Annotated in this window: 26 protein-coding genes; 15 read left to right on the top strand and 11 right to left on the bottom strand. The window is 71.4% G+C overall.

The window, feature by feature from the left end; genetic code table 11:
* The first annotated feature begins 23 nt into the window (after positions 1-23).
* The 4 genes from A3AG_RS0111525 to A3AG_RS0111510 all read left to right on the top strand — a co-directional run bounded on the left by A3AG_RS0111525 (position 24) and on the right by A3AG_RS0111510 (position 3,127).
* Positions 24-929 carry a sensor histidine kinase gene (locus tag A3AG_RS0111525; RefSeq protein ID WP_240619826.1) on the top strand — a complete coding sequence of 302 codons (906 nt, stop codon included), beginning with the start codon at positions 24-26 and terminating at the stop codon, positions 927-929.
* A 217-nt stretch (positions 930-1,146) separates the two neighbouring features.
* Positions 1,147-1,911, top strand: a complete 765-nt coding sequence (locus A3AG_RS0111520; protein ID WP_018005541.1) for a hypothetical protein — start codon at positions 1,147-1,149, stop codon at positions 1,909-1,911.
* 107 nt (positions 1,912-2,018) lie between these two features.
* Positions 2,019-2,606, top strand: a complete 588-nt coding sequence (locus A3AG_RS0111515) for a DUF6861 domain-containing protein (protein WP_018005540.1) — start codon at positions 2,019-2,021, stop codon at positions 2,604-2,606.
* Positions 2,607-2,665: 59 nt separating this feature from the next.
* Complete coding sequence (locus A3AG_RS0111510; protein ID WP_018005539.1) at positions 2,666-3,127, top strand: PRC-barrel domain-containing protein; 462 nt, start codon at positions 2,666-2,668, stop codon at positions 3,125-3,127.
* A gap of 79 nt (positions 3,128-3,206) precedes the next feature.
* On the opposite strand, the gene A3AG_RS0111505 is transcribed toward A3AG_RS0111510, so the two are convergent.
* Positions 3,207-3,533, bottom strand: coding sequence for a BON domain-containing protein (locus A3AG_RS0111505; protein WP_018005538.1), 327 nt, complete (start codon positions 3,531-3,533; stop codon positions 3,207-3,209).
* 23 nt (positions 3,534-3,556) lie between these two features.
* Positions 3,557-4,024, bottom strand: a complete 468-nt coding sequence (locus A3AG_RS0111500; protein ID WP_018005537.1) for a CBS domain-containing protein — start codon at positions 4,022-4,024, stop codon at positions 3,557-3,559.
* A gap of 350 nt (positions 4,025-4,374) precedes the next feature.
* Here A3AG_RS0111500 and A3AG_RS0111495 point away from each other — a divergent pair, with 350 nt between their 5' ends.
* Genes A3AG_RS0111495 through A3AG_RS0111480 form a run of 4 tightly spaced genes read left to right on the top strand, consistent with a single transcriptional unit; the run spans position 4,375 to position 8,155 of the window.
* A complete protein-coding gene (locus tag A3AG_RS0111495; protein ID WP_018005536.1) occupies positions 4,375-4,944 on the top strand; it encodes a low affinity iron permease family protein in 570 nt (189 codons plus the stop codon).
* Positions 4,945-5,004: 60 nt separating this feature from the next.
* Positions 5,005-6,210, top strand: a complete 1,206-nt coding sequence (locus A3AG_RS0111490; RefSeq protein ID WP_018005535.1) for a DUF3182 family protein — start codon at positions 5,005-5,007, stop codon at positions 6,208-6,210.
* The gene (locus A3AG_RS0111485; RefSeq protein ID WP_018005534.1) at positions 6,197-7,057 is read left to right on the top strand and encodes an alpha/beta hydrolase family protein; all 861 of its coding nucleotides are present in this window, start codon (positions 6,197-6,199) and stop codon (positions 7,055-7,057) included. The genes A3AG_RS0111490 and A3AG_RS0111485 overlap by 14 nt, the downstream gene beginning before the upstream one ends.
* Positions 7,058-7,069: 12 nt before the next feature.
* Positions 7,070-8,155, top strand: a complete 1,086-nt coding sequence (locus A3AG_RS0111480; RefSeq protein ID WP_018005533.1) for a DNA topoisomerase IB — start codon at positions 7,070-7,072, stop codon at positions 8,153-8,155.
* An 18-nt stretch (positions 8,156-8,173) separates the two neighbouring features.
* On the opposite strand, the gene A3AG_RS0111475 is transcribed toward A3AG_RS0111480, so the two are convergent.
* Both A3AG_RS0111475 and A3AG_RS31585 read right to left on the bottom strand, forming a co-directional pair.
* Positions 8,174-8,848, bottom strand: a complete 675-nt coding sequence (locus A3AG_RS0111475) for a ParB-like protein (protein WP_018005532.1) — start codon at positions 8,846-8,848, stop codon at positions 8,174-8,176.
* Positions 8,849-8,851: 3 nt separating this feature from the next.
* Positions 8,852-10,111 carry a BON domain-containing protein gene (locus A3AG_RS31585; protein WP_018005531.1) on the bottom strand — a complete coding sequence of 420 codons (1,260 nt, stop codon included), beginning with the start codon at positions 10,109-10,111 and terminating at the stop codon, positions 8,852-8,854.
* Between the two features lie 347 nt (positions 10,112-10,458).
* Between A3AG_RS31585 and A3AG_RS0111465 the strand changes: the two genes are divergently transcribed.
* From A3AG_RS0111465 to A3AG_RS0111455, 3 genes are all read left to right on the top strand, one after another.
* A complete protein-coding gene (locus A3AG_RS0111465) occupies positions 10,459-11,316 on the top strand; it encodes an SDR family oxidoreductase (RefSeq protein ID WP_018005530.1) in 858 nt (285 codons plus the stop codon).
* A 164-nt stretch (positions 11,317-11,480) separates the two neighbouring features.
* Positions 11,481-11,933 (top strand): hypothetical protein, encoded by a 453-nt coding sequence (locus tag A3AG_RS0111460; protein WP_026164118.1) that lies wholly within the window; start codon positions 11,481-11,483, stop codon positions 11,931-11,933.
* Positions 11,917-12,657 (top strand): ParB-like protein, encoded by a 741-nt coding sequence (locus A3AG_RS0111455; protein WP_026164117.1) that lies wholly within the window; start codon positions 11,917-11,919, stop codon positions 12,655-12,657. The genes A3AG_RS0111460 and A3AG_RS0111455 overlap by 17 nt, the downstream gene beginning before the upstream one ends.
* 105 nt (positions 12,658-12,762) lie before the next feature.
* On the opposite strand, the gene A3AG_RS0111450 is transcribed toward A3AG_RS0111455, so the two are convergent.
* The 4 genes from A3AG_RS0111450 to A3AG_RS0111435 all read right to left on the bottom strand — a co-directional run bounded on the left by A3AG_RS0111450 (position 12,763) and on the right by A3AG_RS0111435 (position 16,233).
* A complete protein-coding gene (locus A3AG_RS0111450) occupies positions 12,763-12,951 on the bottom strand; it encodes a DUF3008 family protein (protein WP_012356890.1) in 189 nt (62 codons plus the stop codon).
* Between the two features lie 160 nt (positions 12,952-13,111).
* Complete coding sequence (locus tag A3AG_RS33350) at positions 13,112-13,270, bottom strand: DUF3309 family protein (protein ID WP_012356889.1); 159 nt, start codon at positions 13,268-13,270, stop codon at positions 13,112-13,114.
* A 298-nt stretch (positions 13,271-13,568) separates the two neighbouring features.
* Positions 13,569-14,222: a response regulator gene (locus A3AG_RS0111440; RefSeq protein ID WP_018005527.1), complete on the bottom strand. Its 654-nt coding sequence runs from the start codon at positions 14,220-14,222 to the stop codon at positions 13,569-13,571.
* 13 nt (positions 14,223-14,235) lie between these two features.
* The gene (locus A3AG_RS0111435) at positions 14,236-16,233 is read right to left on the bottom strand and encodes a type IV pili methyl-accepting chemotaxis transducer N-terminal domain-containing protein (RefSeq protein ID WP_026164116.1); all 1,998 of its coding nucleotides are present in this window, start codon (positions 16,231-16,233) and stop codon (positions 14,236-14,238) included.
* 391 nt (positions 16,234-16,624) lie between these two features.
* Between A3AG_RS0111435 and A3AG_RS0111430 the strand changes: the two genes are divergently transcribed.
* Complete coding sequence (locus A3AG_RS0111430; protein WP_018005526.1) at positions 16,625-17,980, top strand: hypothetical protein; 1,356 nt, start codon at positions 16,625-16,627, stop codon at positions 17,978-17,980.
* Positions 17,981-17,983: 3 nt separating this feature from the next.
* Here A3AG_RS0111430 and A3AG_RS0111425 read toward each other — a convergent pair whose 3' ends face one another.
* Positions 17,984-19,147: an NAD(P)H-dependent flavin oxidoreductase gene (locus tag A3AG_RS0111425; protein WP_018005525.1), complete on the bottom strand. Its 1,164-nt coding sequence runs from the start codon at positions 19,145-19,147 to the stop codon at positions 17,984-17,986.
* A gap of 273 nt (positions 19,148-19,420) precedes the next feature.
* Here A3AG_RS0111425 and ubiU point away from each other — a divergent pair, with 273 nt between their 5' ends.
* From ubiU to ubiT, 3 genes are all read left to right on the top strand, one after another.
* The gene (gene ubiU / locus A3AG_RS0111420) at positions 19,421-20,491 is read left to right on the top strand and encodes a ubiquinone anaerobic biosynthesis protein UbiU (RefSeq protein WP_018005524.1); all 1,071 of its coding nucleotides are present in this window, start codon (positions 19,421-19,423) and stop codon (positions 20,489-20,491) included.
* Between the two features lie 64 nt (positions 20,492-20,555).
* Positions 20,556-21,488 (top strand): U32 family peptidase, encoded by a 933-nt coding sequence (locus A3AG_RS0111415; RefSeq protein WP_026164114.1) that lies wholly within the window; start codon positions 20,556-20,558, stop codon positions 21,486-21,488.
* A complete protein-coding gene (gene ubiT, locus A3AG_RS0111410; RefSeq protein ID WP_018005522.1) occupies positions 21,485-21,949 on the top strand; it encodes a ubiquinone anaerobic biosynthesis accessory factor UbiT in 465 nt (154 codons plus the stop codon). The genes A3AG_RS0111415 and ubiT overlap by 4 nt, the downstream gene beginning before the upstream one ends.
* A gap of 7 nt (positions 21,950-21,956) precedes the next feature.
* Here the strand turns inward: ubiT and A3AG_RS0111405 are convergent, their stop codons facing one another.
* Positions 21,957-23,531: a histidine kinase N-terminal 7TM domain-containing protein gene (locus A3AG_RS0111405; RefSeq protein ID WP_018005521.1), complete on the bottom strand. Its 1,575-nt coding sequence runs from the start codon at positions 23,529-23,531 to the stop codon at positions 21,957-21,959.
* Positions 23,532-23,728: 197 nt separating this feature from the next.
* Positions 23,729-24,157, bottom strand: a complete 429-nt coding sequence (locus A3AG_RS0111400; protein ID WP_018005520.1) for a polyhydroxyalkanoate granule-associated phasin — start codon at positions 24,155-24,157, stop codon at positions 23,729-23,731.
* Positions 24,158-24,255 lie beyond the last annotated feature (98 nt).

Raw genomic sequence — 24,255 nt, 5'->3', positions numbered from 1 at the left:
GGGCCGTTGCGGCCGATCCGCACATGACGCAGCTATCTCCGCCGTCCGGCTTGCCGGGCACCTCCGAGCCAGATTCCGCGCAGTCGTCCGATGCGCAGGTGCCGAACGCGCAGGCCGCGGCCGGCAACGGCAGCGCCCTGCCAGTGCGCAGCGTGCAGGAGGTCAGCACGCTGATCGAGCAATCCGCGCATGACCTGCGCTCGTCGCTGAACGCCATCCAGAGCTGGGCCTATGTGCTGGACCGCGCCTTCGATACCACGCCGGCGCCGGCGCAGCGCGCGCTCGACGGCATCCGCTCGGGCATGCAGCAGCAGCTCGCGCTGATCGAGGAAATGGAAGAAGGGGTGCGGCTGCTCGCCGACGAGGCGCCGCCGCGCTGGCAGCAGCTGGACCTGCGCGTGCTGGCGCTGCAGGCCATTGCCGACCGGCGCCATGCGGCCGAGGCGCGCGGCGTGCTGCTGTCGCCGCTGAGCGCGGACGGCTCCGCGATATGCTCGGACGCTGCAAGCACAGCCACCGCGCCGGACGCGCCGGATGCCGGCGCCTACCGGATCGACGGGGATGCCACGCGGCTGGCGCCGTTGCTGCGGCACCTGCTGGTGCACTGCATCTGGCGCGCGCCCACGGGCGGCGCGGTCAGCGTGCACCTGTCCAGCGAGCCCGACTACGTCAAGCTGCGCATTACCGAAAGCCCGCCGCTGGATTCGCAACGCGGCGCGAGCCGGCTGGCGGCGCTGACTGACTTCTTCGGCCGCCGCCCGCCGCAGGGCGGCGAGCCGCCGTCCCGGCAAAGCAGCGCACTGCTGCTGACGCGGCGCATGGTGGAAATGCATGGCGCGGTGCTGAGCGCGGAGAGCGACGGCTGCGACAGCGACAAGGTCAGCGTCTGCATCGCGGTCCGGTTTCCGCGGCATATGCGCCAGGCCTGAAGGCGGTCCCGCTGCCGAGGTCGATGTAGTTTTTACCAGGCCGTCGCCAACGCTACGCGTACCACTTGCCCGCGACGCCACCGCGCGGCCGGCGCGCGCCATGGTACGGCAGCGTTCACACGGGCGCTGCGGCGCCTGCCTGCGTGCAGGGCCGCTGACAACGTTCTGGCCCGCCCCTTGCATGGATCAAGCACCCTAAACCAAGGAGGGAACAACCATGCCCAACGCCAGCCGCAAGTCCGCCCAGGCCGAGCAGGTTGCACAGAAGCCGTCCCGGGCGAAGTCCGCGACCGCTACGCGGTCCGCGCAGTCCACCAGGGCCACGCCATCGGCGCGTGCCGGCACCGCGCCGGCCGAGCGCGGCAGCGGCCCGTCCGCGGGGAAGGGCGCAGCCGCCAAGCCGGCCGCGGGAACCAGGCCGCGCGGCAAGGAAGCCAAGACCTACCAGGCCGCCGTCGACGATTCGCTCGAGATGACCTTCCCGGCCAGCGATCCGATCTCGCCCAGCGCTGCCATGCACGCCGAGAAGAAGACGCAGACCGCGCGCGACGACGTCGACTGGAAGCTCAGGGAGGGCAGCCAGGAGCAGCCGGTAGGCGCGAAGCCGGCCGGCCAGCGCAAGGGCGCCGCCGCGGAGTCGGGACGCTCGGCCAGGCCCGCTGCAAAGACGGGCGCAAAGTCGGGCGCGAAGGCAAGTGCCAAGGCGGGTTCCAAGGCGGGTTCCAAGGCGGGTTCCAAGGCGGGCGACATGCCGGCCGCGAAGGCGCCGACCAGGACTGCTGGCAAATCCACCACCAGGTCCACCACGACCGGGTCCGCGACGGCCAGGCCCGCCGCCAAGTCCGCTACGAAGGCCGCTACCAAGCCCGCTACCAAGACCGCAGCCAAGCCTGGCGCGAAGACAGCGTCAGCGGCCGGGGGCAAGGCCGGGGCCAGGACCGCGGCCAAATCCGCCAAGCCGGGCAAGTCGGCCAAGCGCTGAGGAGCGTGCCTGCCCCCTTTAGTCCACCTTGAGTCCAAGCGCCGCGGCGCGGCTGCCACCAGCCCCGCCGCGGTTCCGACCGCATCGATGAACGAAAAGGAGCCACCATGTCCGCCATCATCGCTGGCCGCTTCGACAGCTTCGCCACCGCCGAAACCACCGCAAGCCGGCTGCGTGCGCAGGGGTTTGCCGACCAGGACCTGAACCTGTTCTACGTGAACCCGCCGGGACAGCACGCAGCTTATGCCATCGGCGGCGATCACGCCGCCGACGCCGGCGCGCGCAAAGCGGGCGTGGGCGCCATCAGCGGGGTGCTGATCGGCGCTGCCGCGGGTGCCGCGGTCGGGGCGGCGCTGGTTGCCGCGCTGGGCGCGACGCCGCCGCTGTCGATCCTGGTGCTGGTGTTCGCGGTGGGGCTGGGTGCCTACCTGGGCTCGCTCGCGGGCGCGCTGGCACTGGCGCGCCATGCCGCGCGCAACCCGCGCACCGGCCAGCCGCCGGTACGCAATGCCGGGGTCGTGCTGGCGGCGCACCTGACCAGCACCGACACCGCCACGGTGGACACGGTCGCGACCGTGTTGCGCCAGGGCGGCGCCAAGGATGTCGAGCGCGCCGACGGCGAGTGGGTCGACGGCCGCTGGGCCGACTTCGATCCGCTGGTGCCGCCGGTGCCGGCCGACACGGAACGCCGCTAGCGCGTCGCGCTTCGCATTTCGCCCCACCCCGCTACCCGAGCAGACAAAAGGAGGTATCCATGAATCCAGTCCAACCTGAAACGCCCGGCGCCGAACATCCGCACGGCGCCTCGATCGTCGGCGGCATCGACCGCAATTCCCCGGGGCCCGGCCCGTTCGTGATGGCGGCCGACACGCTCGAGGGCAACAAGGTGGTTGACCCGGCCGGCGACGACATTGGCACCATCGACCACATCATGATCGACGTGCTCGGCGGGCGCGTCGCCTATGCCGTGCTGGCCATGGGCGGCTTCCTCGGCATCGGCGAAAAGCTGTTCGCGCTGCCGTGGTCGGCGCTGACGCTCGACACGCGCCGCAAGTGCTTCGTGCTCGGCGTCGAGAAAGACCGCCTCAAGGCCGCGCCGGGCTTCGACAAGGACCACTGGCCGACCATGGCCGACTCGCAATGGGCCACCAGCATCCACCAGTACTACGGCATCTCGCCGTACTGGGAAGCCGACCGCTATGACCCCTGGGGCTGAGCACCCCCGCTCGGGCTACTAGCCCCTCGTAAACGCCAGGCGCCGGAGATGACCTCCGGCGCCTTGTCGTTCAGCGTGTTCAGACCTTGTGGTTCACCTGCCCGGCGGGCTTGTCGGCCGGGTCGGCGTGCCGGCCGCTGCCAGGGGGCTGCCCTTGCGGCTCGGGCGCAGGCGGCTGCCGTGTCGACAGCGCGTTATGCACGCCCAGCACGCCGGGACTGACAGCGGCGGCCTTTTCCACGCGCTGCGCGGTATCGACGTCTTCCACGCAGCCGCGCACGGTCACGCGCCGGTCGGCCACCTCGAGCGTCACGCCGTCGGGAAAGCGGCCGTCGAAGGCCGCGGTAATTTCGGCGCGTACGGCCACGCGCAGGGCTTCGTCATCGGCGGAAGGGGTAGCGCTCATCGCGGCTCCTGGTCGATGCGGCTTCAGCGCGCGGGCGCCGAAGGGGTCGAGATCGACGCCAGCGTCTCGCCGGAATCGCGCGTATCGGCACCCTTGCTGGCGAGGTCGCCCAGCGACACGATGCCCACCAGGGTGTGGTCGTGGTCGAGCACCGGCAGGCGCCGCACCCGCGCGGCTTCCATCTTGTGCTGCGCGTCCTCGAGCGACTCGTCCTCGAGACACCATTGCACTTGCGGCGACATCGCATCGGCCACGCGCGTGGCCTGCGGCGGCTGGCCGCTGGCGGTGGCGCGCACGGTGATGTCGCGGTCGGTCAGCATGCCGACCAGGCGCCGGCCGTCACAGACCGGCAGCGCGCCGACGTGCAGGTCCGCCATCAGCTGCGCGGCATGCTGGATGGTTTCATCGGGGGTGATATAGGCCGGCTGGCGCGTCATGATGTCGACGACGCGCCGCGGCGCCCGGGGTTGCGTGGCAGGGGACTGGAACATGGCTGGCTCCGTTTGCTGCGGGACCGGCACCGGGTGCGGCCCGGGCCCTGGTCAGGAGGGCGGCGACGGGCCACCGGCGCACCGGAGTCGCCGCTTCGTCATCGAGTGCGGCGCAAGAAGCGTTCCCGTGGCCCCGCGCGCGCGGCGCGCATCCACGCGGCGACGCCGCCGGCAAGATTTATCACCCGATGTAGAAACGAAAGGCGAGAGGGTGCGGCAAGTGCTGCGCCCGTTGTAGGACTGCGCCCGCTGCACATTGGCCATGCGCTCCATACAATGAAATCAGCATGCCGCCCAAGCCATCACCAGTCTCGGCGGCCGATCCGGCGACTTATCCGTGGAGTGCAACGATGCGCAATTCCAGCCCCATCCTGCCCGGCGTTGGCCATCGGCCCGGCGCCGGCAAACGTGCCACCGTGCTGCACCTGTTCGACCGCTTTGCCGGCAGCGCCACGCGCCATGCCGGGTCGCCGACCGCGTTCGTGCTGGCTGTCGGCGTGGTGGTGGCGTGGGCCCTCACCGGCCCGATGTTCGGGTACTCCGAAACCTGGCAGCTGGTCATCAATACCGGCACCACCATCGTCACCTTCCTGATGGTGTTCCTGATCCAGCAGAGCCAGAACAAGGATGCCGTCGCGGTCCACCTGAAGCTCAACGAACTGCTGGCCTCGCACCGCGAGGCCAGCAACATGCTGGTGTCGATCGAAGACCTGGATGAGGAAGAGCTGCGCCAGCTGGTCACCTTCTACCGCCAGCTGGCCGAGCTGGCCGACCAGGAAGACGGCATCAAGACCAGCCATTCGCTCGACGAGGCGCGCGAAAACCACGCCGCCAAGCGTCACGCGCGGGCCTCGCGCGGGCATCCGCCCGCAGCGACCGCCGGTGGCACACCCGCAACCCCCGCCTCGGCAGCGCCCTAGCTTGCCGGCCAGCGGCCCCTTGCGCAGGATCCATGCGACCAACCGAAACAGGAGCAGGCCGTGACCGCATCCAGCAACGCAAGCAAGCGAAAACCGGTGCTGCCGGCTGCAGGTCCGGCAGCCGCGCAGCAGGGCAGCCGCCCGGTGATGGCCTACGGCTGCGAGACCCTGGACGAGGCCGACAGCCACCATGGCATGACCCTTGCCAATATCGCACGCAAGGTGGCCGAGCTTGCCGGACTGTCGTTCGCCGGCGGCTACGCGGCGCCATCGGCGCAATGCCCGGCGCCGTACCTGGTGCCGGCGCAGACCCTGGTTGGCCGCGAGCTGGCGGCAAGCCTGGGCGTGCAGGGCGAGGACGATCTCTTCGGCGGCGTGGTGCCGTACGCGTTCGTCGCCACCAAGGCGATCACGCACGGCCTGGTCGAGCCCGGTGCCGCGGCGCCGCGGGGCTGGTCCGAGGCCTTCGTGCGGCGCGTGGTGGGCGCCACGCTGCCGGGCTTTACCGCCTTCAGCATCGGCGATGCGCGCACCGCGGCGCGGCGGCTGCTGACGCTGGGACCGGTGCGGCTGAAGGATACCGGCGGTGTCGGCGGGCTGGGCCAGCGCGTGGTCGGCGACGAACCGGCGCTGGAAGCCGCGCTGGCCGCGCTCGCCCCGGAAGCGGTGGAGCGCGACGGCCTGGTGGTGGAGCGCGACCTGCGCGCGCCGCAGACCTACAGCGTCGGCAAGGTCATGCTGGCGGGACTGGAGGCGAGTTATTGCGGCACGCAGGGGCTGACCGAGAACAACCGGGGCCAGAAGGTCTACGGCGGCTCGACGCTGACGGTGGTGCGGGGCGGCTTTGACGCGCTGCTGCAGCACCCGTTCGACGCCCGCATCCTCGCCGCGGTGCGCGCGGCGATGGTGTACCACGAGGCCGCGCTGGCCTGCTATGGCGAGGGCGGCGGCATGGTGCTGTCGCGCTGCAATTACGACGTCGCCTTCGGCGCGCCGGCCGGCAACGCCGATTGCGGGCAGATGCTCGGCGGCGTGCTGGAGCAGTCCTGGCGCGTGGGCGGTGCCACCGGTGCCGAACTGGTGGCGCTGGCGGCGCTGCGCGACAACCCGGCGCGCACGCGCGTGGTGGCGTCGACGCGCGAGGTCTACGGCAACGATGTGCGCGTGCCGGATGACGCCGAGATCTATTACCAGGGCGAAGACCGCCATGTCGGCCCCCTGACCAAGTACGCACGACTGGAGCCTGAATCCGATGGCAACGCATGAAGAACTGCTGCAGATCGAAAGCGAAGGCGGCACCATTGCCGGTACCCTGATCAGCCCGGAAACCAAATTGCCGGGCGTGTTGTTCGTGCATGGCTGGGGCGGCAGCCAGCAGCAATACCTGGCGCGCGCGCGCAAGGTGGCGGGGCTGGGCTGTGTCTGCCTGACTTTCGACCTGACCGGCCATGCCGGCACGCGCGCGCAGTACGAGACCGTCAGCCGCACGCGCAACCTCGCCGACGTGGTGGCGGCCTACGATGTGCTGGTGCGCCAGCCCGAGGTCGACCGCAACGCGATCGCGGTGGTGGGCAGCAGCTATGGCGGCTACCTGGCGGCGCTGCTCAGCGGTCTGCGCCAGGTGCGCTGGCTGGCGTTCCGGGCCCCGGCGCTGTACATGGACACGGGCTGGGACCTGCCCAAGCGGCAGCTGCACCGCGAGCAGGACCTGGTGACCTACCGGCGCAGCATGGTGCCGCCCGCGAGCAATCGCGCGCTGCGCGCGTGCACCGCGTTTACCGGCGACGTGCTGGTGATCGAATCCGAGCACGACCAGATCGTGCCCCATGCCGCGGTGATGAGCTATGTCGATTCCTGCATCCATGCCAACTCGCTCACCTACCGCGTGATCAAGGGCGCCGACCATGGCCTGAGCGACGAGGAATTCCAGCGCACCTACAGCAGCATGCTGGTCAACTGGCTGCGCGAAATGGTCACTGTGGCCCGCGCCGGCCCGGTCACCGCCGAGCGCGCGGTGCCGCCGAAGCCAGCGCCAAAGCCCGCGCCGCCGGCGCCCGACGCCGGGCTCGAGACACCGCAGCCCGAGTCGGCCAGCGCCCCGGGCAGCGCCTGAGTTCGCCCGCCCATGGACAGCATGCTGCCCGGCACCGAAGCCCCCGCCGCGCTCGACACGGTGCTGCGCGACGCCGGGCTGCGCTATGTCGACGACGGCAGCCCGGGCATCACGCGCCGGCGCCATGGCAGCGGCTTCAGCTATACCGGCCCGGACGGCAAGCGGGTGACCGATGCCGCCACGCTGGCGCGTATCGCGACGCTGGCCATCCCGCCGGCCTATGAGTCGGTATGGATCTGCCCAGATCCGCGTGGCCACCTGCAGGCCACCGGGCGCGATGCGCGCGGGCGCAAGCAGTACGTCTACCACCCGCAATGGGCCACGCTGCGCGATACCGACAAGTATGCGAGGCTGGCGGCGTTCGGCGCCGCGCTGCCGCGCCTGCGCGCGCGCGTGGCGCGCGACCTGCGCCGCAACGGCATGCCGCGCGAGAAGGTGGTGGGCGCGGTGGTGCTGCTGCTCGACGCCACGCTGGTGCGCGTCGGCTCGCCGCGCTACGCGCGCCAGAACCGCACCTATGGCCTGACCACGCTGCGGCGGCGCCATGTGACCGTGCGCGGCAGCCGGCTGCGTTTCCAGTTCACCGGCAAGAGCGGCATCACACACGACGTCTCGGTCAACGATCCGCGCCTCGCGCGCATCGTGCGCAATTGCGCCGACCTGCCCGGCCAGTGCCTGTTCAAGTACCGCGACAGCGACGGCGAGATCCGCGAGATCGGCTCGGCGGATGTCAACGCCTACCTGCAGGAAGTGACCGGCGGGGACTTTACTGCCAAGGATTTCCGCACCTGGGCCGGCAGCGTGCACGCGCTGGCGATCCTGCGCAAGCTGCCGGAAGCGGCCAGCGAGAGCGCGCGCCGCAAGGCCGTGACCGACGCCATCCGCGCAGTCGCGAACCAGTTGCGCAATACCGTGGCGGTGTGCCGCAAATGCTATGTGCACCCCGACGTCATCGATGCCTATCTGTCCGGCGTGCTGCAGGCCGGCGGCCGCGCGCCCGTCATGACACGGCTGCGCGCGGACGAGGCGCGGCTGCTGCAGTTGCTGGCGGCAAGCCAGGCACAGCCGGCGAATGGCAAGAAGGCCAATAACGGGTGAGGGTCCCCGGCGCGGCGTTCAGCACCCCAGTGCGCCGATATAGCCGGGCAGGTCCCTGGCCTCGCGCGAGTGCGCCAGCCTGAAGGCGCTCGCCACCGCGAAGGCGAAATGATGCGGCGTGTCGAACGGGCCGGGCACGTGGCGCCGGAAGAAGTCCGCCCAGCGGAAATCGAGGTAGGCGGTCTTGACCTTGCGATAGCCGCCGGCCAACTGAACGAAGGCCTCCAGGCTGCGGTAGGGGTCGTCGCGCATGTCGTGGATGGCCTCGGGCAGTTCGGTCAGCGGCCGCCGGCGGCCGTGTTCGTCGTAGGGATGGACCAGGTGATTGGCGACCATGTGGCGCCAGAACGCTGGCAGGTCCATGTCGCTCAGGTCGGCGCGCACGATGCCGGGCACATGGGTCAGTCCCAGGTCATGCCAGGCACGCACCCAGTGGTGGTGATCGACCACATAGAGCACCTGCTCCGGCCCGATCACCAGGTGCACGCGGTGCCGGTCCAGGAACGCCGCGCGCGCCTCGGGCGCGATCCGCCGCGTCACGTGGATCTTCTGCGCCACGTGGTAGCCCCCCACCGTGATCTGGGTCGGGCGCAGCGCGTCCAGCGGCACCATCAGCTTGCTGTCGGGCGCGAGCTTGCGCGGCGCCCGCCGCGGGGCGGGCGCCGTGCGCGCGAGGGCCTGGCCGGAGGGCAAGGCTCAGCTCTTGTTGAGCGTGCGGTCCGGCGAAGTGCCGCCGGCCGACGCCGTGCCAGTACTGCCGGTACTGCCGGTACTGCCGGTACTGCCGTTCGAGGTGTCGCCGCCCACCTCTGAGCCCGCGGCCCACGAACTGCCTTGCTGGCGCTGCACGCGCAGGCGGTTGTCGACCTCGGTGACACCGAACACCGCGTCAGCGATTTCCTCGACCACGTATTTCTCGCGGCGCTCGCTGACGGTGCCGTCCAGCGTCACGACGCCATTCGCCACTTCCACCGTGACCTCGCCCACGTCGATATACGGGTTCATCGCCAGGCGCTCGCACACATCCTCGCGCACGCGCTCGTCGGAGCGGCGGTAGCCCTTGGGACCGGTGGCGCGGCGGCCCGCATGCTGCCCGCCCTGCGTGCCGGAGGCGCCAGCCTGGCCGGCGAAGGGCGTGCGGCGGCGGTAGCCCGGATCGTCCGGGTAGACGCGCTGCCCGCCGCTGAACGACTGGCCGCCACGACCAGCATCGCCGAAGTAGCCGCCGCCGTAGCTGGGCTGTCCGCCCCGCTGGGCCCGATCGCGTTCGCTGCCTTCCTGCCAATGCATGGCGCGGCCGCCTTCACTGCGGCCACGCTCGGCGCCCCAGCCGCCCTGGCCACGCTCGCTGCGCTGGTCGCGCTCATAGCGTTCGCCGCGCCCGCTCGATTCGCTGCGGCGCCCGCGCGGACCGAAGCGGTCCTCGTCGCGATAGCCATAGCCCGATTCGCGCTCCTCGCTGCGATAGCCGCTGTCCTGCTGCGATGGCCGGTAGCCGCCATAGGCGCTGCTGTACGGATGGCCGCTGCCGCCCACATCGGCGGCGCCATAGCCGCTCTCGCCCCAGCTGCCGCGCCGCTGGCCGGCGGGCGTGTCCTGCTGATACCACGGGCCGCCGTGGCGCGAGGATTCGCGCTCGCTGCCCTGGCTGCGGCCTTCGTTGCGCTGTTCATTGCGCTGTTCGCTGCGCGGTCGGTTGCGCTGTTCGTCGCGATCCTGGTCGCGATCTTCGTCGCGGCGGCTTTGCTCCCAGCGCTGCCGGCTTTCATAGCCATAGCCGCCAAACTCGCCACGGCGCTGGCCGCTCTCGCCGCGCCAGTCCTCGCCCCATTCCTGTCCCCAGTCCTCCGAGCCGCGGCCCTCGCTCTCATCGCGCATCCTTTGCTCGGGGCCGCGGTCGCGGCGTTGCGCTTCGGGCCGGCCGCGGCTGCCGCGGTCATTGCGGAAGTTGAACATATCTGCCTCCTGGCGGTGAGGCCCCGCGCGCCGGCACTGCCCGCAGGCAGGTGCGGCCGGCACCGGAAGCCGTTGACGTTTCGGATATGGAAAGGGCCGCAAAATCCGTGCCCCGGCGCGTAGACCAAGCGGCGCAGCGCCGCCTCGCCGCGCGCTGTAAGGATTGCCGTGCGATGTAAGGGTTACGGGCAGCGCCGCCGGGTCGGTGCCGCCGCGCTTGGCGGCAAGCGGGCGCCGGCCTTGCGCATTGCGGCATGGAACTTGCGCGCCACCCTGGCATCTTGCATGGCCGCGGCGCGCCGTCACGCCGGCGTCGCATCGCGCGGCCGCCCAGACAGGAGACTGCCATGTCCACACCCAAGAGCGTCCCGCCCCAGCACCAGTCGCGCCAGCCGGGCCTGGAAGCCCCGATGCGCCCGCAGCCGGACAGCGGCGCGGACGATTACGTCGGCAGCGGCCGGCTCGAGGGCCGCGTCGCGCTGATTACCGGCGGCGACAGCGGCATCGGCCGCGCCATCGCGGTGGCGTTTGCGCGCGAAGGCGCGGATGTCGCCATCGCCTACCTGGACGAACATGCCGATGCGCGCGAGACGGTCGAGCTGGTCGAGCAGGCCGGGCGCAAGTGCCTGGCCATCGCCGGCGACCTCGCCGACTGCGACCACGCCGAGGCGGTCGCGCGGCAGACGCTGCAGCAGTACGGCAAGCTCGACATCCTGGTCAACAATGCCGCCGAGCAGCACCCCAAGGAATCGCTGGAGGATGTCGAGGCCAGCCAGGTGGAGGCCACCTTCCGCACCAACGTGTTTGCGATGTTCCACCTGACGCGCGCGGTGCTGCCGCACCTGAAGGCCGGTGCCTCGATCCTGAACACCACCTCGGTCACCGCCTATCGCGGCAGCAAGCACCTGCTGGACTATTCGGCGACCAAGGGCGCGATCGTGTCGTTCACGCGCTCGCTTGCGCTGCAGGTGGTGGAGCGCGGCATCCGCGTCAACGGTGTCGCCCCGGGGCCGATCTGGACGCCGCTGATTCCGTCCACCTTCAGTCCCGAGGAAGTGGCGGAATTTGGCAAGAAGACGCCCATGGGCCGCCCCGGGCAGCCGTTCGAAGTCGCCGGGGGCTATGTGTTCCTCGCTTCGGATGCGGCCAGCTATATCACCGGGCAGATCCTGCACATCAATGGCGGTGAGGTCGTGAACGGCTGATCGACCGGGCTTGCGCGGCGCCGGCGCATGTAGTTCCGGGGCCGCGTTTGCAAATATTGCATGCCGCGGTCCCGCCGCCTGCGGTGCCGTGCAGTTCCTGCGCGGGCGTGGCTCTTGCAATACGGGTGGGAGCCGGCCGCCATCGTCAATCTCTGGGAGGCATCATGTCATCGATCATCGCGGGACGTTTCGATTCGATCGCCAGCGCCGAGGATGCCGCACGCACGCTGTTTGCACGCGGGTTCTCGGTGTGGGATGTATCCATCGTGTCAGTGCAGGACCCTGCCGGGGATCAACCGGACGACGCCGCCGCGCAGCAGCCGGCGGACAACGTCATGCTGGCCGCGTGCGTCAATAACGGGCTGGGGTCGGTGGTCGTCGACGTGCTGCGCGAAGCCGGCGCCAGCCATCTCGAGCGTGCGCAGGGCACCTGGGAATGCGGCCAGTGGACCGATTTCGATCCGGCCCGGCCCGGCGAGCCGGTGCGCGAGGGCGAGGGCGAATACTGGCCGCGCCCGCTGGCCAGCGACGCCACCGCAGAGGAGAGCACCGGCAACGAAGACCCCGGCAGCGAGCTCGAGCATTTCGTCAACCAGAAACGTGTCGAACACGACTGAACGCCCCGCCGGTGCAGATGACGCGGTGGCGGCGCGCTGCCCGCGCGGCAAGGCCATCGCCGAACTGGCGCGCCTGCGCCCGACGCAGCTGACGCTCGGCTATATCCACGTCCACCACAAGATGGAAGTCACGCAGCGCCATGCCGATCCGGAAGATCGCGAGGCGCTGGAGCGCTTCATGCGCCGGCATCGCATCAAGACCGTGGCAGGGCCGGGCGGGGAGCTCTATATCATCGATCACCACCACTGGGCGCGCGCGTGGCTGGACCTTGGCTACCAGCTCGCGCCGGTGCGGGTGCTGGAAGATCTCAGCGACCTGGACGCGGCCGCCTTCTGGAAGTGCATGCGCCAGCGGGGCCATGTCCATCCCTACGATGAATACGGCAAGCGGCAGGGGCCCAGGGCCTTGCCCTCCACCGTGCGCAGCATGCGCGACGACCCGTACCGCAGCCTGGCCGCCTTTGCCCGCGAAGCGGGCGCGTACCGCAAGCCCGACAGCGCCTACGGCGACTTCTGCTGGGCCGGGTTCCTGCGCAAGCGCGTGGAGCAGGACCTGCACAGTATTGCGGGGTTCGGGCTGGCGCTGGCGGAATCGATCAAGCTGGCGCGCAGCGCCCAGGCCCGGCACCTGCCAGGCTATTGCGGCGGACCGCTGGAGGGGAAGACCGGCAAACCGGCGAAGGCGTTGAAGAACGGCAAGGGCGGGAACGGCAGGGGCGGATAGCAACAGGGCAGGCGTGCGCCTGCCCCGTGCCGGTATGTTGCCGCGCCGCCAGCGCGGCCCGGCCTCATGTGGAAGTCCGGCGCGTGGCGGTGCGCGTTCCGACGGTCAGCGTTCCGACTTGTGCTTCGGCATGCCCTTGGTCTTGGTCGAAGCCATCTTGTCGAGTTCCTTCTCGCTCATCGACTTGTACATCGAGCGGGAAGGTCCCTTCAGCGAACCGGCCTTCTTTTCGCCGCGCTTTGCGGAGAGCGCCGCTCCGGCGGCCTGCTGTTGCGCCTTGGATTTTGCTGGCATCTGAGTCTCCTTGCGAAAGGTGAAAAGGTTGAAAGGTCCGGGCGCACGCTGACGCGCGTGCCCGCGCTTCGTTATAGGTGCCAGGCGCGGCCGCGACAAGCGCGGCCGGCACGCAGTACCGCTTGCGCGCGCTGTGCCGCGGTTGCCTGCCAGGCGGACGCTAGATCCGGCCCAGCACCACCAGCAGCACCACGATCAGGACGATCAGCCCCAGGCCGCCGCTCGGCCAGTAGCCCCAGCCGGAACTGTACGGCCAGGCCGGCAGGGCGCCGATCAGCAGCAGGACGAGAATGATCAGAAGGATGGTGCCGATGCCCATGGCGTGCTCCTTGTTCGTGGATCGGGGAAGCCGCGCGGCTTCCGCTCCGAGGCGGCTCCGCAGAGCCATCCGCTTACCGTTCAGCGTAGGACAAGGGGTGCAGGCATCCCTCCGGGCAGGGACTGATATCGGTGTAGGAATCGGACGACGCCCAGGTGCGGGCAAGGCGACCCGCCCGGCGCCCGGTGGCGCGCCGCACAAGCGCTTGGCCCGCGGCACGGCCTGCGCTGGCTGGCTGTGCCTGTGCGATGCAAAAGCCCGCGGCCGCAGGCGCCGCGCGGGCCGCCGTGTGCGCCGCTCAGGCGGTGTTCAGCCCGTGTTCGACGGCATAGACCGCCACTTGCACGCGGCTGGCCAGGTTCAGCTTCTTCAGGATGTTCTGCACGTGGATCTTCACCGTGCTTTCGGCCACGCCCAGGTCGCGCGCGATCTCCTTGTTGCTCGCGCCGCGGGCCAGGCCCTGCACGATCTCGCGCTCGCGCGCGGTCAGCCGCGCTGCTTCTTCCTGGCGCGGCACGGCCGCGGGCGCGGGCGCGCGGAACTGGGCCACCAGCTTGGCGGTCATGCTGTCGGAGATCACCGGCTCGCCGGCGGCGGCGCGGCGGATGCCGGCGATCAGCGCCTCGGTCTCGATGTTCTTGATCAGGTAGCCGCGCGCGCCGCCGCGCAGCGCGGTGGCCAGCTCCTCGGCCGCCTCGGACACCGTCAGCACGATCACCGCGGTCTGCGGCAGGTCTTCGACCAGCAGCTGCAGGGCCTCGAGCCCGGACAGGCCAGGCATGTTCAGGTCGAGCAGGATCACGTCGGGGCGGTGCTGCTTGGCGCGCTTGATGCCTTCCACGCCGTCGGCGGCTTCGTCGACGATCTCGAAGTCGGCCTGGCGCTGCAACAGTGCGCGGATGCCCGAGCGGAACAGGGTGTGGTCGTCGATCAGCAGGATGCGGATGGTCATGGCTGGGTCTCGCTCAGGCGTTTGGGGCGGGTGAGGTGACGGAGTTGGCGGCGCGGTCGCGCCGGACGGCGCCCTGGCTGCCGGCAGGCAGCACCAGTTCGATGCGCACGCCGCTGCCGGGGCTGGCCTGCACCTGCAGCTGCGCCCCCAGCCGCGCGGCGCGCTCGCGCATGATGCTCAGGCCGATATGGGCGTCGGCGCGGGTGGCCAGTGCGTCGGGGTCGAAGCCCTCGCCGTCGTCCTGCACCACCAGGCGGAAATCGCGGCCATGGCTGAGCGCCACCGCCACATGCGCCGCCATGGCGTGCTTGCGCACGTTGGAAAGCGCCTCCTGCAGGATGAACAGCACCTGCAGCTGCTGCTCGGGCGACAGCGGCCAGGCGCCGCCGCGTTCGTCGATGGCCAGCGTGGCCTCGGTGCGGCACTGCCGGCGAAAGCGCTCGACGGTCTCTTCCACCGCGGGACGCAGCTCGCCGGTGCCCAGGCGCGAGCGGAAGTTGTTGAGCAGCTCGCGCACGTCCTGGTAGCTCTCTTCCACGCCATGGCGCAGCATGGGCACCAGTTCGCGGGTCTCGGCCAGGTCGTCGCGCGCCACCGCGTCGCCGAGCAGCTGCACCTGCAGGTTCAGGTAGTTCAGCCCCTGGGCGATGCTGTCGTGCAGTCCCTGCGCCACCAGGTTGCGCTCTTCCACCACCGCCAGCTGGCGCGCCGTGGCGGACAGGCGCAGGTGTTCCAGCGCGGTGCCCAGGTGCTGCGCCAGCGTCTGCAGCAGTTGGCGGTCCGACGGCGGCAGCCGGCGCGGCGCGCGAAAATGCAGCGCGAACATGCCGGTGGCGCCGCGCTGGCTTTCGATGCGGAACGCCGCCAGCGACTGGAAGCCGTCGCGGCCGCACGGTGTTTCGTCGGCCGCGCCGGCGCGTGCTGCCGCGTGCAGGTCGACGATGGCGATCACCGCCTCGCGCGTGGCATCGCCGCAATGGCAGCCATTGGCCGAGGCGCACGAGTCGGCCTCGGCCAGCGCCGCCGGCAGGCCGGCGGCGGCCAGCAGGTGCATGCGGCCGTGGCGGCTGTCGAGCACGCGCACGCTGCCGCCGTCGGCATCGAACTGGCGCATCACCCGCGCCAGGAAGCCCTGCGCCATGGCTTCGGCGTCGGCGGCCTGGTTGAGGAAGGCGGCCATCTCGTACAGCGTTTCCAGGTCGCGGTTGTGGCGCTCCAGCTCGGCGGTCTTCTGCGCCACGCGCGCTTCGAGGTCGTGGTACAGGCCCTGCAGCTCGCCGGCCATGCGGTTGAAGCCCTCGCTGAGGGTGCCGAACTCGTCGCGGCTTTCCACCGGCAGGCGCAGCGAGAATTCGCGCGCGGCCATGCGCCGCAAGCCGTCCTGCAGGCGCAGCACCGGCAGGATGATCCACAGGTAGAGCAGGTAGATCACGGCGACCGTGCCGATGCAGGCCATCAGCGCCAGCGCGGTTTGCGACAGGCGCAGCAGGTCGGTCTTGCGCGCGCTGTTGTGTTCGATCATGCCGACCAGGCGGTCGGCCTGGGCGACGAAACCCGGCAGCGCGGCAATGTATGCGGCGGGCGCCGCGCCGGCTGCGGCCAGCGGCCGCAGCCGCTGCTGCCAGTCATGGGTGACGCGCGCCAGTTGCGCATGGATGGCGGGCTCGTCCGGCAGGAACAGCGGCCGCGCCGCGTCGCCCTTCTTCAGCAGCGCCAGCGTGGCGTCCAGCGCCTGCACCTGCCCGGCCAGGTGATTGGCGCGGCCCGCGTGCGCCTGCGCCAGCTCGATCGCCACGCGGTTGGCGCGCATGCGCAGGCTGCCGGCATCGTTGATGGCGGCTCCGGCCCCTTCCAGCTTCCAGGACAGCCACAGCGTGCCGGAGATCATGCCCAGCACCACGAGCAGCACCGCCAGCGACAGCGAGATGATGCGCGTGGAAAGGCGATGGCGCAGCGCCGGCAACGCGGAGGCCGCCGGGGCGGGTGCGGCAGGGGGACCGTTATCTGGCATGGCGGTATCGGGGGCTACCAGGGGAACCTGTCGTGGGCCTGTCGAGAGCGCCGGCAGCGGGCCGACGGCCATGGGAACACGGTCACGCAGGGGTGGGAAGCGATTTTCCCCGCGCGCCAGGCTGGGCAACCTGCGCCAGATCAAGGAAACCCGGCTTTGGCGCGCGTATGTGCGGGCAGCGGCGCATCGAGGGCATGGCATGTGGCGCCGGGGCGAATTCCATCACGCCGTGATATTTCATCCCTGCCCCGGACTTGGCCCCGGTCAAATCCCTGCGCGGCGCGGCGGCCTAGCATCGGGCCTTTTGTCGGAACTGGTGACAAGGAGCGATGGCCATGTTCAACCCAAGCGGCGCAGCAATGCGTCACCGCCGCGCCGCCACGGGGCCGGCATGAAGGGCGCGGAGCTCGACTACGCGCGCGCGCCGCGGCCTGCGCTGGTGTTCGGCTGCCTGATGCCGGCGCCGTGGCTGGGCGCGGCCGCGGGGCTGCTGCTGGCAGCGGGGCCCGCGCAGGGCCTGCCAGACCGCTTCGCGCCGCTGGCGCTGGCGGCGGTGCACGCGCTGGCGCTGGGCATGCTGCTGCCGGTGATGGTCGGCGCGCTGTTCCAGATGATGCCGGTGGTGGCGCGCGTGGAGGTCCCCGGTGCCGGGCGCCTGGCGCCGTGCATGGCCGCCACCGGCGCGGCGCTGGCGGCCGCGCTTGGCTTCGGCTTGCTGGGCGCGGAGCCGGTGGCAATGCGGGCCGCTGCCGCCCTTGGCGCGGTGCTGCTGCTGGTGGGCGCGGTGCTGCTTGCCGCGGGCTGGCGCGTGGCCGCGGTGGACGCCACCACGCGCACGCTGGCCGGCATCGGCGTCCCGCTGAGCGTGGCGGTGGGCGCCGGCATCGCGCTGGCGGGCACCTTCGGCGGCCTGTGGCGCGTGCCGGTGGCGCAGGCGCTTGGCCTGCATATGGCATGGGCGCTGGGCGGCTGGCTGGCGGCGCTGGTCAGCGGCGTCGCGGCAACGGTGCTGCCGATGTTCTGGCAGACGCCGCGCGCGCCGGCGGCGCTGGCGCGCTGGCTGCCGCTGGGGCATTGGGGGCCGCTGGGGGTGTTCAGCGCCGCGCTGGTGCTGTGGCCAGGGGAACCAGTGCTGGCCCGTGCCGCGCTGGTGGTGTGGCTGTCGTTCGTGGCGGTGCTGGGCGCAAGCGGGCTGGCCGGCACGCTGCGCGCGCGGCGGCGCCACGATCCGCTGTGGCGGTTATGGCCGGTCGCCTGCGCCAGCATGCTGGGCGCGGCGGCGCTGGGTGCGGCGGCGGTGGTGCTGCCCGGGGTGGCGCTGCCGCTGGCGTGGTGGGCCGGCACGATGGCGCTGGTCGGCGTGGGCGTGCTGCCGGTGACGGCGATGCTGGGCAAGATCGTGCCGTTCATGGTGTGGCTGCACCTGCGCCGGCTGCTGCCGCCCGGGGCGCGTGTGCCGGCGATGCAGGCGATCATCGCGCCGGGCCGTCAGCGGGGGCAGGCGTGGCTGGTGCTGGCGGCGTACGCGGTGCTGCTGGCGCTGCCGCTGGCGCCGGCGCTGCTGGCCCGCGTCGGCGGGCTGCTGCTGGCAGGGGCCAATGCATGGCTGGGATGGCAATTGCTGGCCGCGCTGCGCTGCATGCGGCAGATGCGCAAAAGGGGCGGGTTGCCGCCGCGTGTTGGCTCCCCTCTCCCGCGTGCGGGAGAGGGAGTACACAAGCGGGAGTTGAAAGGCTCGAGTCAGTGATGGTTAGCCGGCCGCTGACGCCAGACCCGCCGGCTTTTCCCCCGTCAGCAGATAGTGGATCAGCTCCGCCACCGGCCGGATGGCCTCGCCGAACGGCAGCGCGCCGCGGCCGCGGAAGAACAGGCCGCGCTCCACGTCGCCGCGCACGGCCTGCGCCAGCTTGAGATCGATGCAGAACTGGCCGATGCGCGCGATGCCATCGCGCAGCCCGCACGCCTGCAGGCAATCGAAGCCCTCCAGGCACTCGCGCACGCGGGCGCGGCGCTGCAGGCGCGCTTCGCTCGACAGGTAGCGCTGCAGCCATGGCGTCAGCACCGCGCGCGCGGGCAGGCCGGCCACGCTGGTGAATTCGCGCAGGGTTTCGGGCCGCGCGGTCGCCAGCACCTGCTTGAAGGCCGGATGGGCATCGCATTCCTCGGTCACGGCGAAGGCCGTGCCCAGCTGTACCGCGGCGGCGCCTTCGCCCAGCCAGTGGCGCACCTTGGCGTGGCTGTCGACGCCGCCCGCCAGGATCAGCGGGATGCTGTCCCAGGCCAGGCCCAGCTGCGCGAACAGTTCGCGGCATTCGCCCAGCACGCGCGAGAACGAGAAGCGCGGCTCGGACAGGTCCTGGATCGTCGCCGCACCCAGGTGGCCGCCGGCGTGCGCCGGGTGTTCGACCACGATGGCGTCGGGCAGCCGGCCCTTCTTCATCCAGCGGCGCAGCACCAGGCCGATGCCGCGCGCCTCGGACAGGATCGGGATCAATGCCACCTTGGGGTGGCCTGCGGTCAGCTCCGGCAGGTCCAGCGGCAGCCCGGCGCCCATGACGATGGCATCGGCGCCGCTTTCGCAGGCCTGCCGCACCAGCGCCGCGTGCGAGCCGACCGCCTTCATCACGTTGACGGCAATCAGGCCGCGGCCCTCGGAGGCGGCGCGCGCGGCACGGATCTCGCGGTCCAGCGCCTGGAGGTTGGCGGCTTCGATGGCGGGCTTGTCGCGGCTGCCGCGGATGCGGGCCATCAGGTCGGGGTGGTGGTGGCGCAGGTCGATGCTGGCGATGGTGCCGACGCCGTTTTCGCGCGCGACGGCGCCGGCCAGCCGGTGGGCCGAGATGCCGATGCCCATGCCGCCCTGCACGATCGGCAGCAGGCGGCGGCCGCCCAGCTTGAGCCAGGGGTGATTCATAAACGGGTCTCCGGGAGAGGATGGGCGCCGGGCCGCACGGCGGCCGCGGCGCAGGGATGACGCGAGAAGGGTGGCACAGCGTCGCGGGCCCGCGTTTGCCGCAGGTCAAGCCTGGCAGGCTGGCCTGCCATCGGCCTATGCCGACCGGCATAGCCCGTCGACGGCTGGGGTGCCGTTGGCGTGGGTTTGCGCAGGGTCAAGCCCCGGGCGCGGGCGCTTGGCTAGCATCGGCCGCTGTCTTCTTCCCCCGCGCCGCCGCCGGCGCCATCACCGATGACCAGTTCCACCCCCGCCCGATCCGACGCCTCATCGGACGCCCCGTCGGCCGCCGCGTGCGCGCCGCGCCGCCCGCAGCTGGTTGCGCCCGCCGGCTCGCTAGCGGCGCTGCGCGTGGCCTTGCAGCACGGCGCCGACGCGGTCTACCTGGGCCTGCGCGATGCCACCAACGCGCGCAATTTCGGCGGCCTGAACTTTACCGAGGCCGACATCCGCACCGGCGTGGCCGAGGCCCATGCGCGCGGCGCCGAGGTGCTGTTCGCCATCAACACCTTTGCGCAGATGGGCGCGGTGGCGCAGTGGCACCGCGCCGTCGATGCGGCGGCTGACCTTGGCGCCGATGCCGTGATCATGGCCGACGCGGGCCTGATGGGCTATGCCTGCGCGCGCCATCCGGATTTGCGGCTGCACCTGTCGGTGCAGGGCTCGGCCACGCATGCCGATGCCATCGAACTGATGCGCGAGCGCTTCAATATCCGCCGCGTGGTGCTGCCGCGGGTGCTGTCGCTGGCGCAGATCGGCAAGCTGGCGCGCCAGACCAGCGTCGAGCTGGAGGTGTTTGGCTTCGGCAGCCTGTGCGTGATGGCCGAGGGGCGTTGCCTGCTGTCGTCGTATGCCACCGGCGATTCACCCAACAACAAGGGGGTGTGCTCGCCCGCGCATGCGGTGCGCTGGACCGAGCACGACGGCACCATGCAGGCGCGGCTGTCGGGCATCCTGATCGACAGCTATGCGCCCGGCGAGCCGGCCGGCTATCCGACGCTGTGCAAGGGCCGCTTCGAGGTCGAGGGCGAGCGCGGCTACGTGCTGGAGGAGCCGACCAGCCTGAATGCGCTGTCGCTGCTGCCGGCGCTGATCGGCATGGGCATCGCCGCGATCAAGATCGAAGGGCGCCAGCGCAGCCCGCGCTATGTCGGCGATGTGGTCGGCGTGCTGCGCGCGGCGATCGACGCCGCCTGCGCCGATCCGGCCCGCTTCGTGCCGCGCCAGGAATGGCAGGGCACGCTGGGCCGCCATGCCGAAGGCGACCAGGTCACGCAGGGCGCCTATGACCGCCCCTGGCGCTGACGCCATGACCGCCACCTGCCTGTATCCGGATCGCCCGGAACTGCCGGCCACGATGGAGCTTTCCATGCCACACACCGCCGCGGCCACAATGCCGCACGCCGCCGCGCTGCCCGGCTTCGGCATCGCCCTGGGCCCGCTGCTCTACTACTGGCCGCGCGAGGCCGTGATGCAGTTCTACGCGTCCGTCGCCGATGCGCCGGTCGACCGCGTCTACCTGGGCGAAACCGTCTGCACGCGCCGCCATGACATGCGCCATGCGCAATGGCTGGAGATTGCGCAGATGCTGCGCGATGCCGGCAAGGAGGTGGTGCTGTCGACGCCGGTGCTGGTCGAGTCCGATACCGATATCGCCTGGATGCGGCGCGTCTGCGCCCAGCACGACTACCTGGTCGAGGCCAACGATCCCGGCGCGGTGCGCTGCATGGGCGGGCGGCCCTTCGTCGGCGGCCCGCATCTCAACGCCTACCATGCCGATACGCTGGCATGGCTCGCCGGCCTGGGAGCGGTGGGCTGTGTCGCGCCGGTGGAAATGGACGGCGCCACGCTGGCCGCCCTGGCGGCGGCGCGGCCCGCCGGCATGCAGCTGGAGGCCTTTGTCTGGGGGCGGCTGCCGCTGGCATTCTCGGCGCGCTGCTTTACCGCGCGCCACCATCGCCTGCGCAAGGACAGCTGCGAATTCCGCTGCATGGACTATCCCGATGGCCTGGTCGCCGCGACCGGCGACGGGCAGGCGTTCTTCACGCTGAACGGGGTGCAGACGCAGAGCGCCACCTGCCTGGACCTGTGCGTCGAGGCGCCCGAGATGGCGCGCCTGGGCGTGGGGATGCTGCGCGTCAGCCCGCATTCGTCCGGCACGCTCGCGGTGGTGCAGCAGCTGGCGGCGATCCGCGCCGGGCAGCGCGCGCCCGCCCCCAGTGGCATCACGCCGGCCGGTGCCGAACCTTGCAACGGCTACTGGCACGGCCGCGCCGGCATCGCCTGGGAGGCCACGGCATGAGCGCGCTGCACAAGCTGATGACCGGCGTGCACCGGCGCCTGCCGGCCCGTGCGCGGGCATTGCCGCTGGTGGGCGCGCTGGAGCTGGCGCGGCGCGCGGGCTGGCTGGAGCCGCCCGCGGCGCTGGATGGACATGCCTTCCTGCTGACGGTGCAGGACCTGGAGCTGGCCGTGCCGTTCCGTTGCGAAGGCGGGCGCTTCCGCGCCGGCACCGCCGACGTCGAGCCCGCGCTGACGCTGCGTGCCTGCACGGTGGACTACCTGCGCCTGCTGGGCGGCGAGGCCGACACCGACACGCTGTTCTTCCAGCGCCGGCTGGTCATCAGCGGCGATACCGCGATCGGGCTGGAGGTCAAGTACTGGCTCGATGCCGCACCGCGGCCCGCGTGGGTCAGCCAGGCCGCGGCGCGGCTGGTGGCGCTGCACGGCGCCGCCGCGGCACGGGCCGGGGCCGCGTCCTGAGCGCGGCTCAGGCGTCGCCGTCCAGCATGAAGCGGTTGCGGCCGGCGCGCTTGGCCCGGTACATCGCGCTGTCGGCACGGTGCAGCAGCGGTTCCAGCCGGGGCGCTTCGGGCACGCTCCAGACCGCGCCCACGCTGATGGTCACCACCGGCTGCACCGGCGTGCCGTGGTGCGTGATGCCGAGCTCGCGCACCGCGGCCACCATGCGGCGCCCGAGCTCGCGGGTCTCGTCCCGGCTCGCGCCGGGCAGCACCGCGGCGAATTCCTCGCCGCCCAGGCGCGCGCAGAACTGCTCGCCGCGCAGCACGCCGCTGAGGGCACCCGCGATTTGCCGCAGGCAATCGTCGCCGGCCATGTGGCCATGCAGGTCGTTGTATTGCTTGAACTGGTCCACGTCCAGGATCAGCAGCCCCAGCGGCTGGCCGCGCTCGCACGCGCGCGTCACGGCGGCGATCGATTCGCGCTGGAAGTAGCGGCGGTTGCGGATGCCGGTCAGCGCGTCGATGTCCAGGTCCGCCTGCACCTGCCACAGCTGTTCCTCGGTCTGGCCCAGCCGCGCGCTCAGCGCCAGCTCGCGCGACTGGAAGCGGCTGATGTCGCGCAGGAACAGCAGGCTGCCGATCTGCCTGCCGTCCAGCCGGGCGACGCGTTCCCCGGTCAGCTCGAACGGCGCGCCCGGCGGCACGAAAGGCGTGGCCGCGCCGTCGGCCGGGCGCTCGGCCGGTGGCCGCAGCGCGGTGTCCCAGCCGGCGGGCAGCGGCTCGCCGCGGCGCAGCGCGGGCCATAGCTGCGCCGCGGCGGGATTGAATTCGACGATGGTGCCGTGGCTGTCGACGATGACGCAGCCCTCGCCGAGCGCGTCGAATACGCGCAGCCGCGCGTAGTGGCCGATATCGTCCAGGTGCGTGCGCAGCGCGCAGAACCATACCAGCGCCGCCATCAGCGAAAACGTCGCCGGGGTCAGGTCGCCGCCCAGCGGCCCGGTCCAGCGGTTGAGATAGGCGACATTGGCCACCAGCGGCAGGGCCAGGCCCCCGGCCAGAATGGCGCGCCCGCGGCGCGACAAGGCACCGTTGGGCACCTCGGCCGTGACCAGGAAATACAGGCTCAGCGCCAGCAGCAGGTACGACCACGCCGCCACCACGGCGTAGCCGATGCCATGGTCGAACACCGCGCCGGGCAGCACGCCGGGCGGCAGCACCGTGATGCGCGGCCACACCAGGCCGTGGCGCTCGTTGGTAAAGACCATCACCACGGTGACCACCGCCGCCAGCACCGGCAGCCACAGCCGCGACCAGGGCACCACGTAGCGCGGGCGGCTCAGGTGCACCATCGCCACCAGCCAGCCGATCGGCACCGCGACGATGCCGAGGTACTGGATCTTGGCCCACAGGATGCGCCCCTCGAGGTCGGTCGAGCTGATCTCGAGCAGGCGGCCGCCGCTCCAGGTGGCGGCGCCGGCGGCCAGCACCAGGAAGGCCTGCACGGTGGGGTCGTCGCGCCGCGGCCAGGTGGCGATGGCCATGCCGATGCAGGCAACCACGGCGACGGTAAGCAGTAGAACCAGCGAATATGAGGGCATTGAAGGCGGCGCGCGTCTTCGAGACCCGGGCATTGGTGCCGCCGCCCGGCCAGGCGCACGCCGGTTGCGTGCGCTCCGCGATCTCGTCAGCCAGCATGATACCGGGCGTCATCGCTGGCCTGGCAGCGGGTGCGCCGATGCAACAGCGGCCGCGCGGCCGCCGCCGGTTCATTGCGCCGTGGCGGGACCGGACCTGGTCAGGTCTGTGCCGGGGTTTCCCGCACCAGCCAAAAGGGAATGTCGACAACGTCCGGCTGCAGGCCCGGCCATTCGAATCCCATGCCGCGCGTCAGCAGGTGGCCCCAGCCGTCGATCCACTTCTGCTGGGCACGGGCAAACAGCTCCAGCATGGCCGAGGTGTAATGCAGCGGACCGCCGAGCAGCGGCAGCTCGCTGGCGATCTCGCGCGCGTAGCGGGCTTCGGGGTCCGGCTCCATCATCGTGCCCATGGCGTCGAACTGGAAGTTTTCGAACAGCGTGCGGGTGAAGTCCAGGTTGAGTTCGGCCATGCGGCGCCAGGTCCCGGCCAGGTCGGCCTGCATGGCGCCGAGCTGCTGCGCGCCGGAGAAGACGGTGGGGAAAGGCCAGAACCCGGGCGGCCAGTAGATTTGCGTTGCGGTCATCATCACGGGAATCTCCAGTGGCGGGCGGTGCGCACAGTGGGCGGCAATTGCTGCACACGGCGATGGCGCCCGGTGTGGGCATCCGGATCAGCTTATGCGGT

This window comes from Cupriavidus neocaledonicus, from assembly GCF_000372525.1.
Classification (GTDB): Bacteria; Pseudomonadota; Gammaproteobacteria; order Burkholderiales; family Burkholderiaceae; genus Cupriavidus; species Cupriavidus neocaledonicus.
This window is presented reverse-complemented; position numbering and strand designations above follow the sequence as displayed.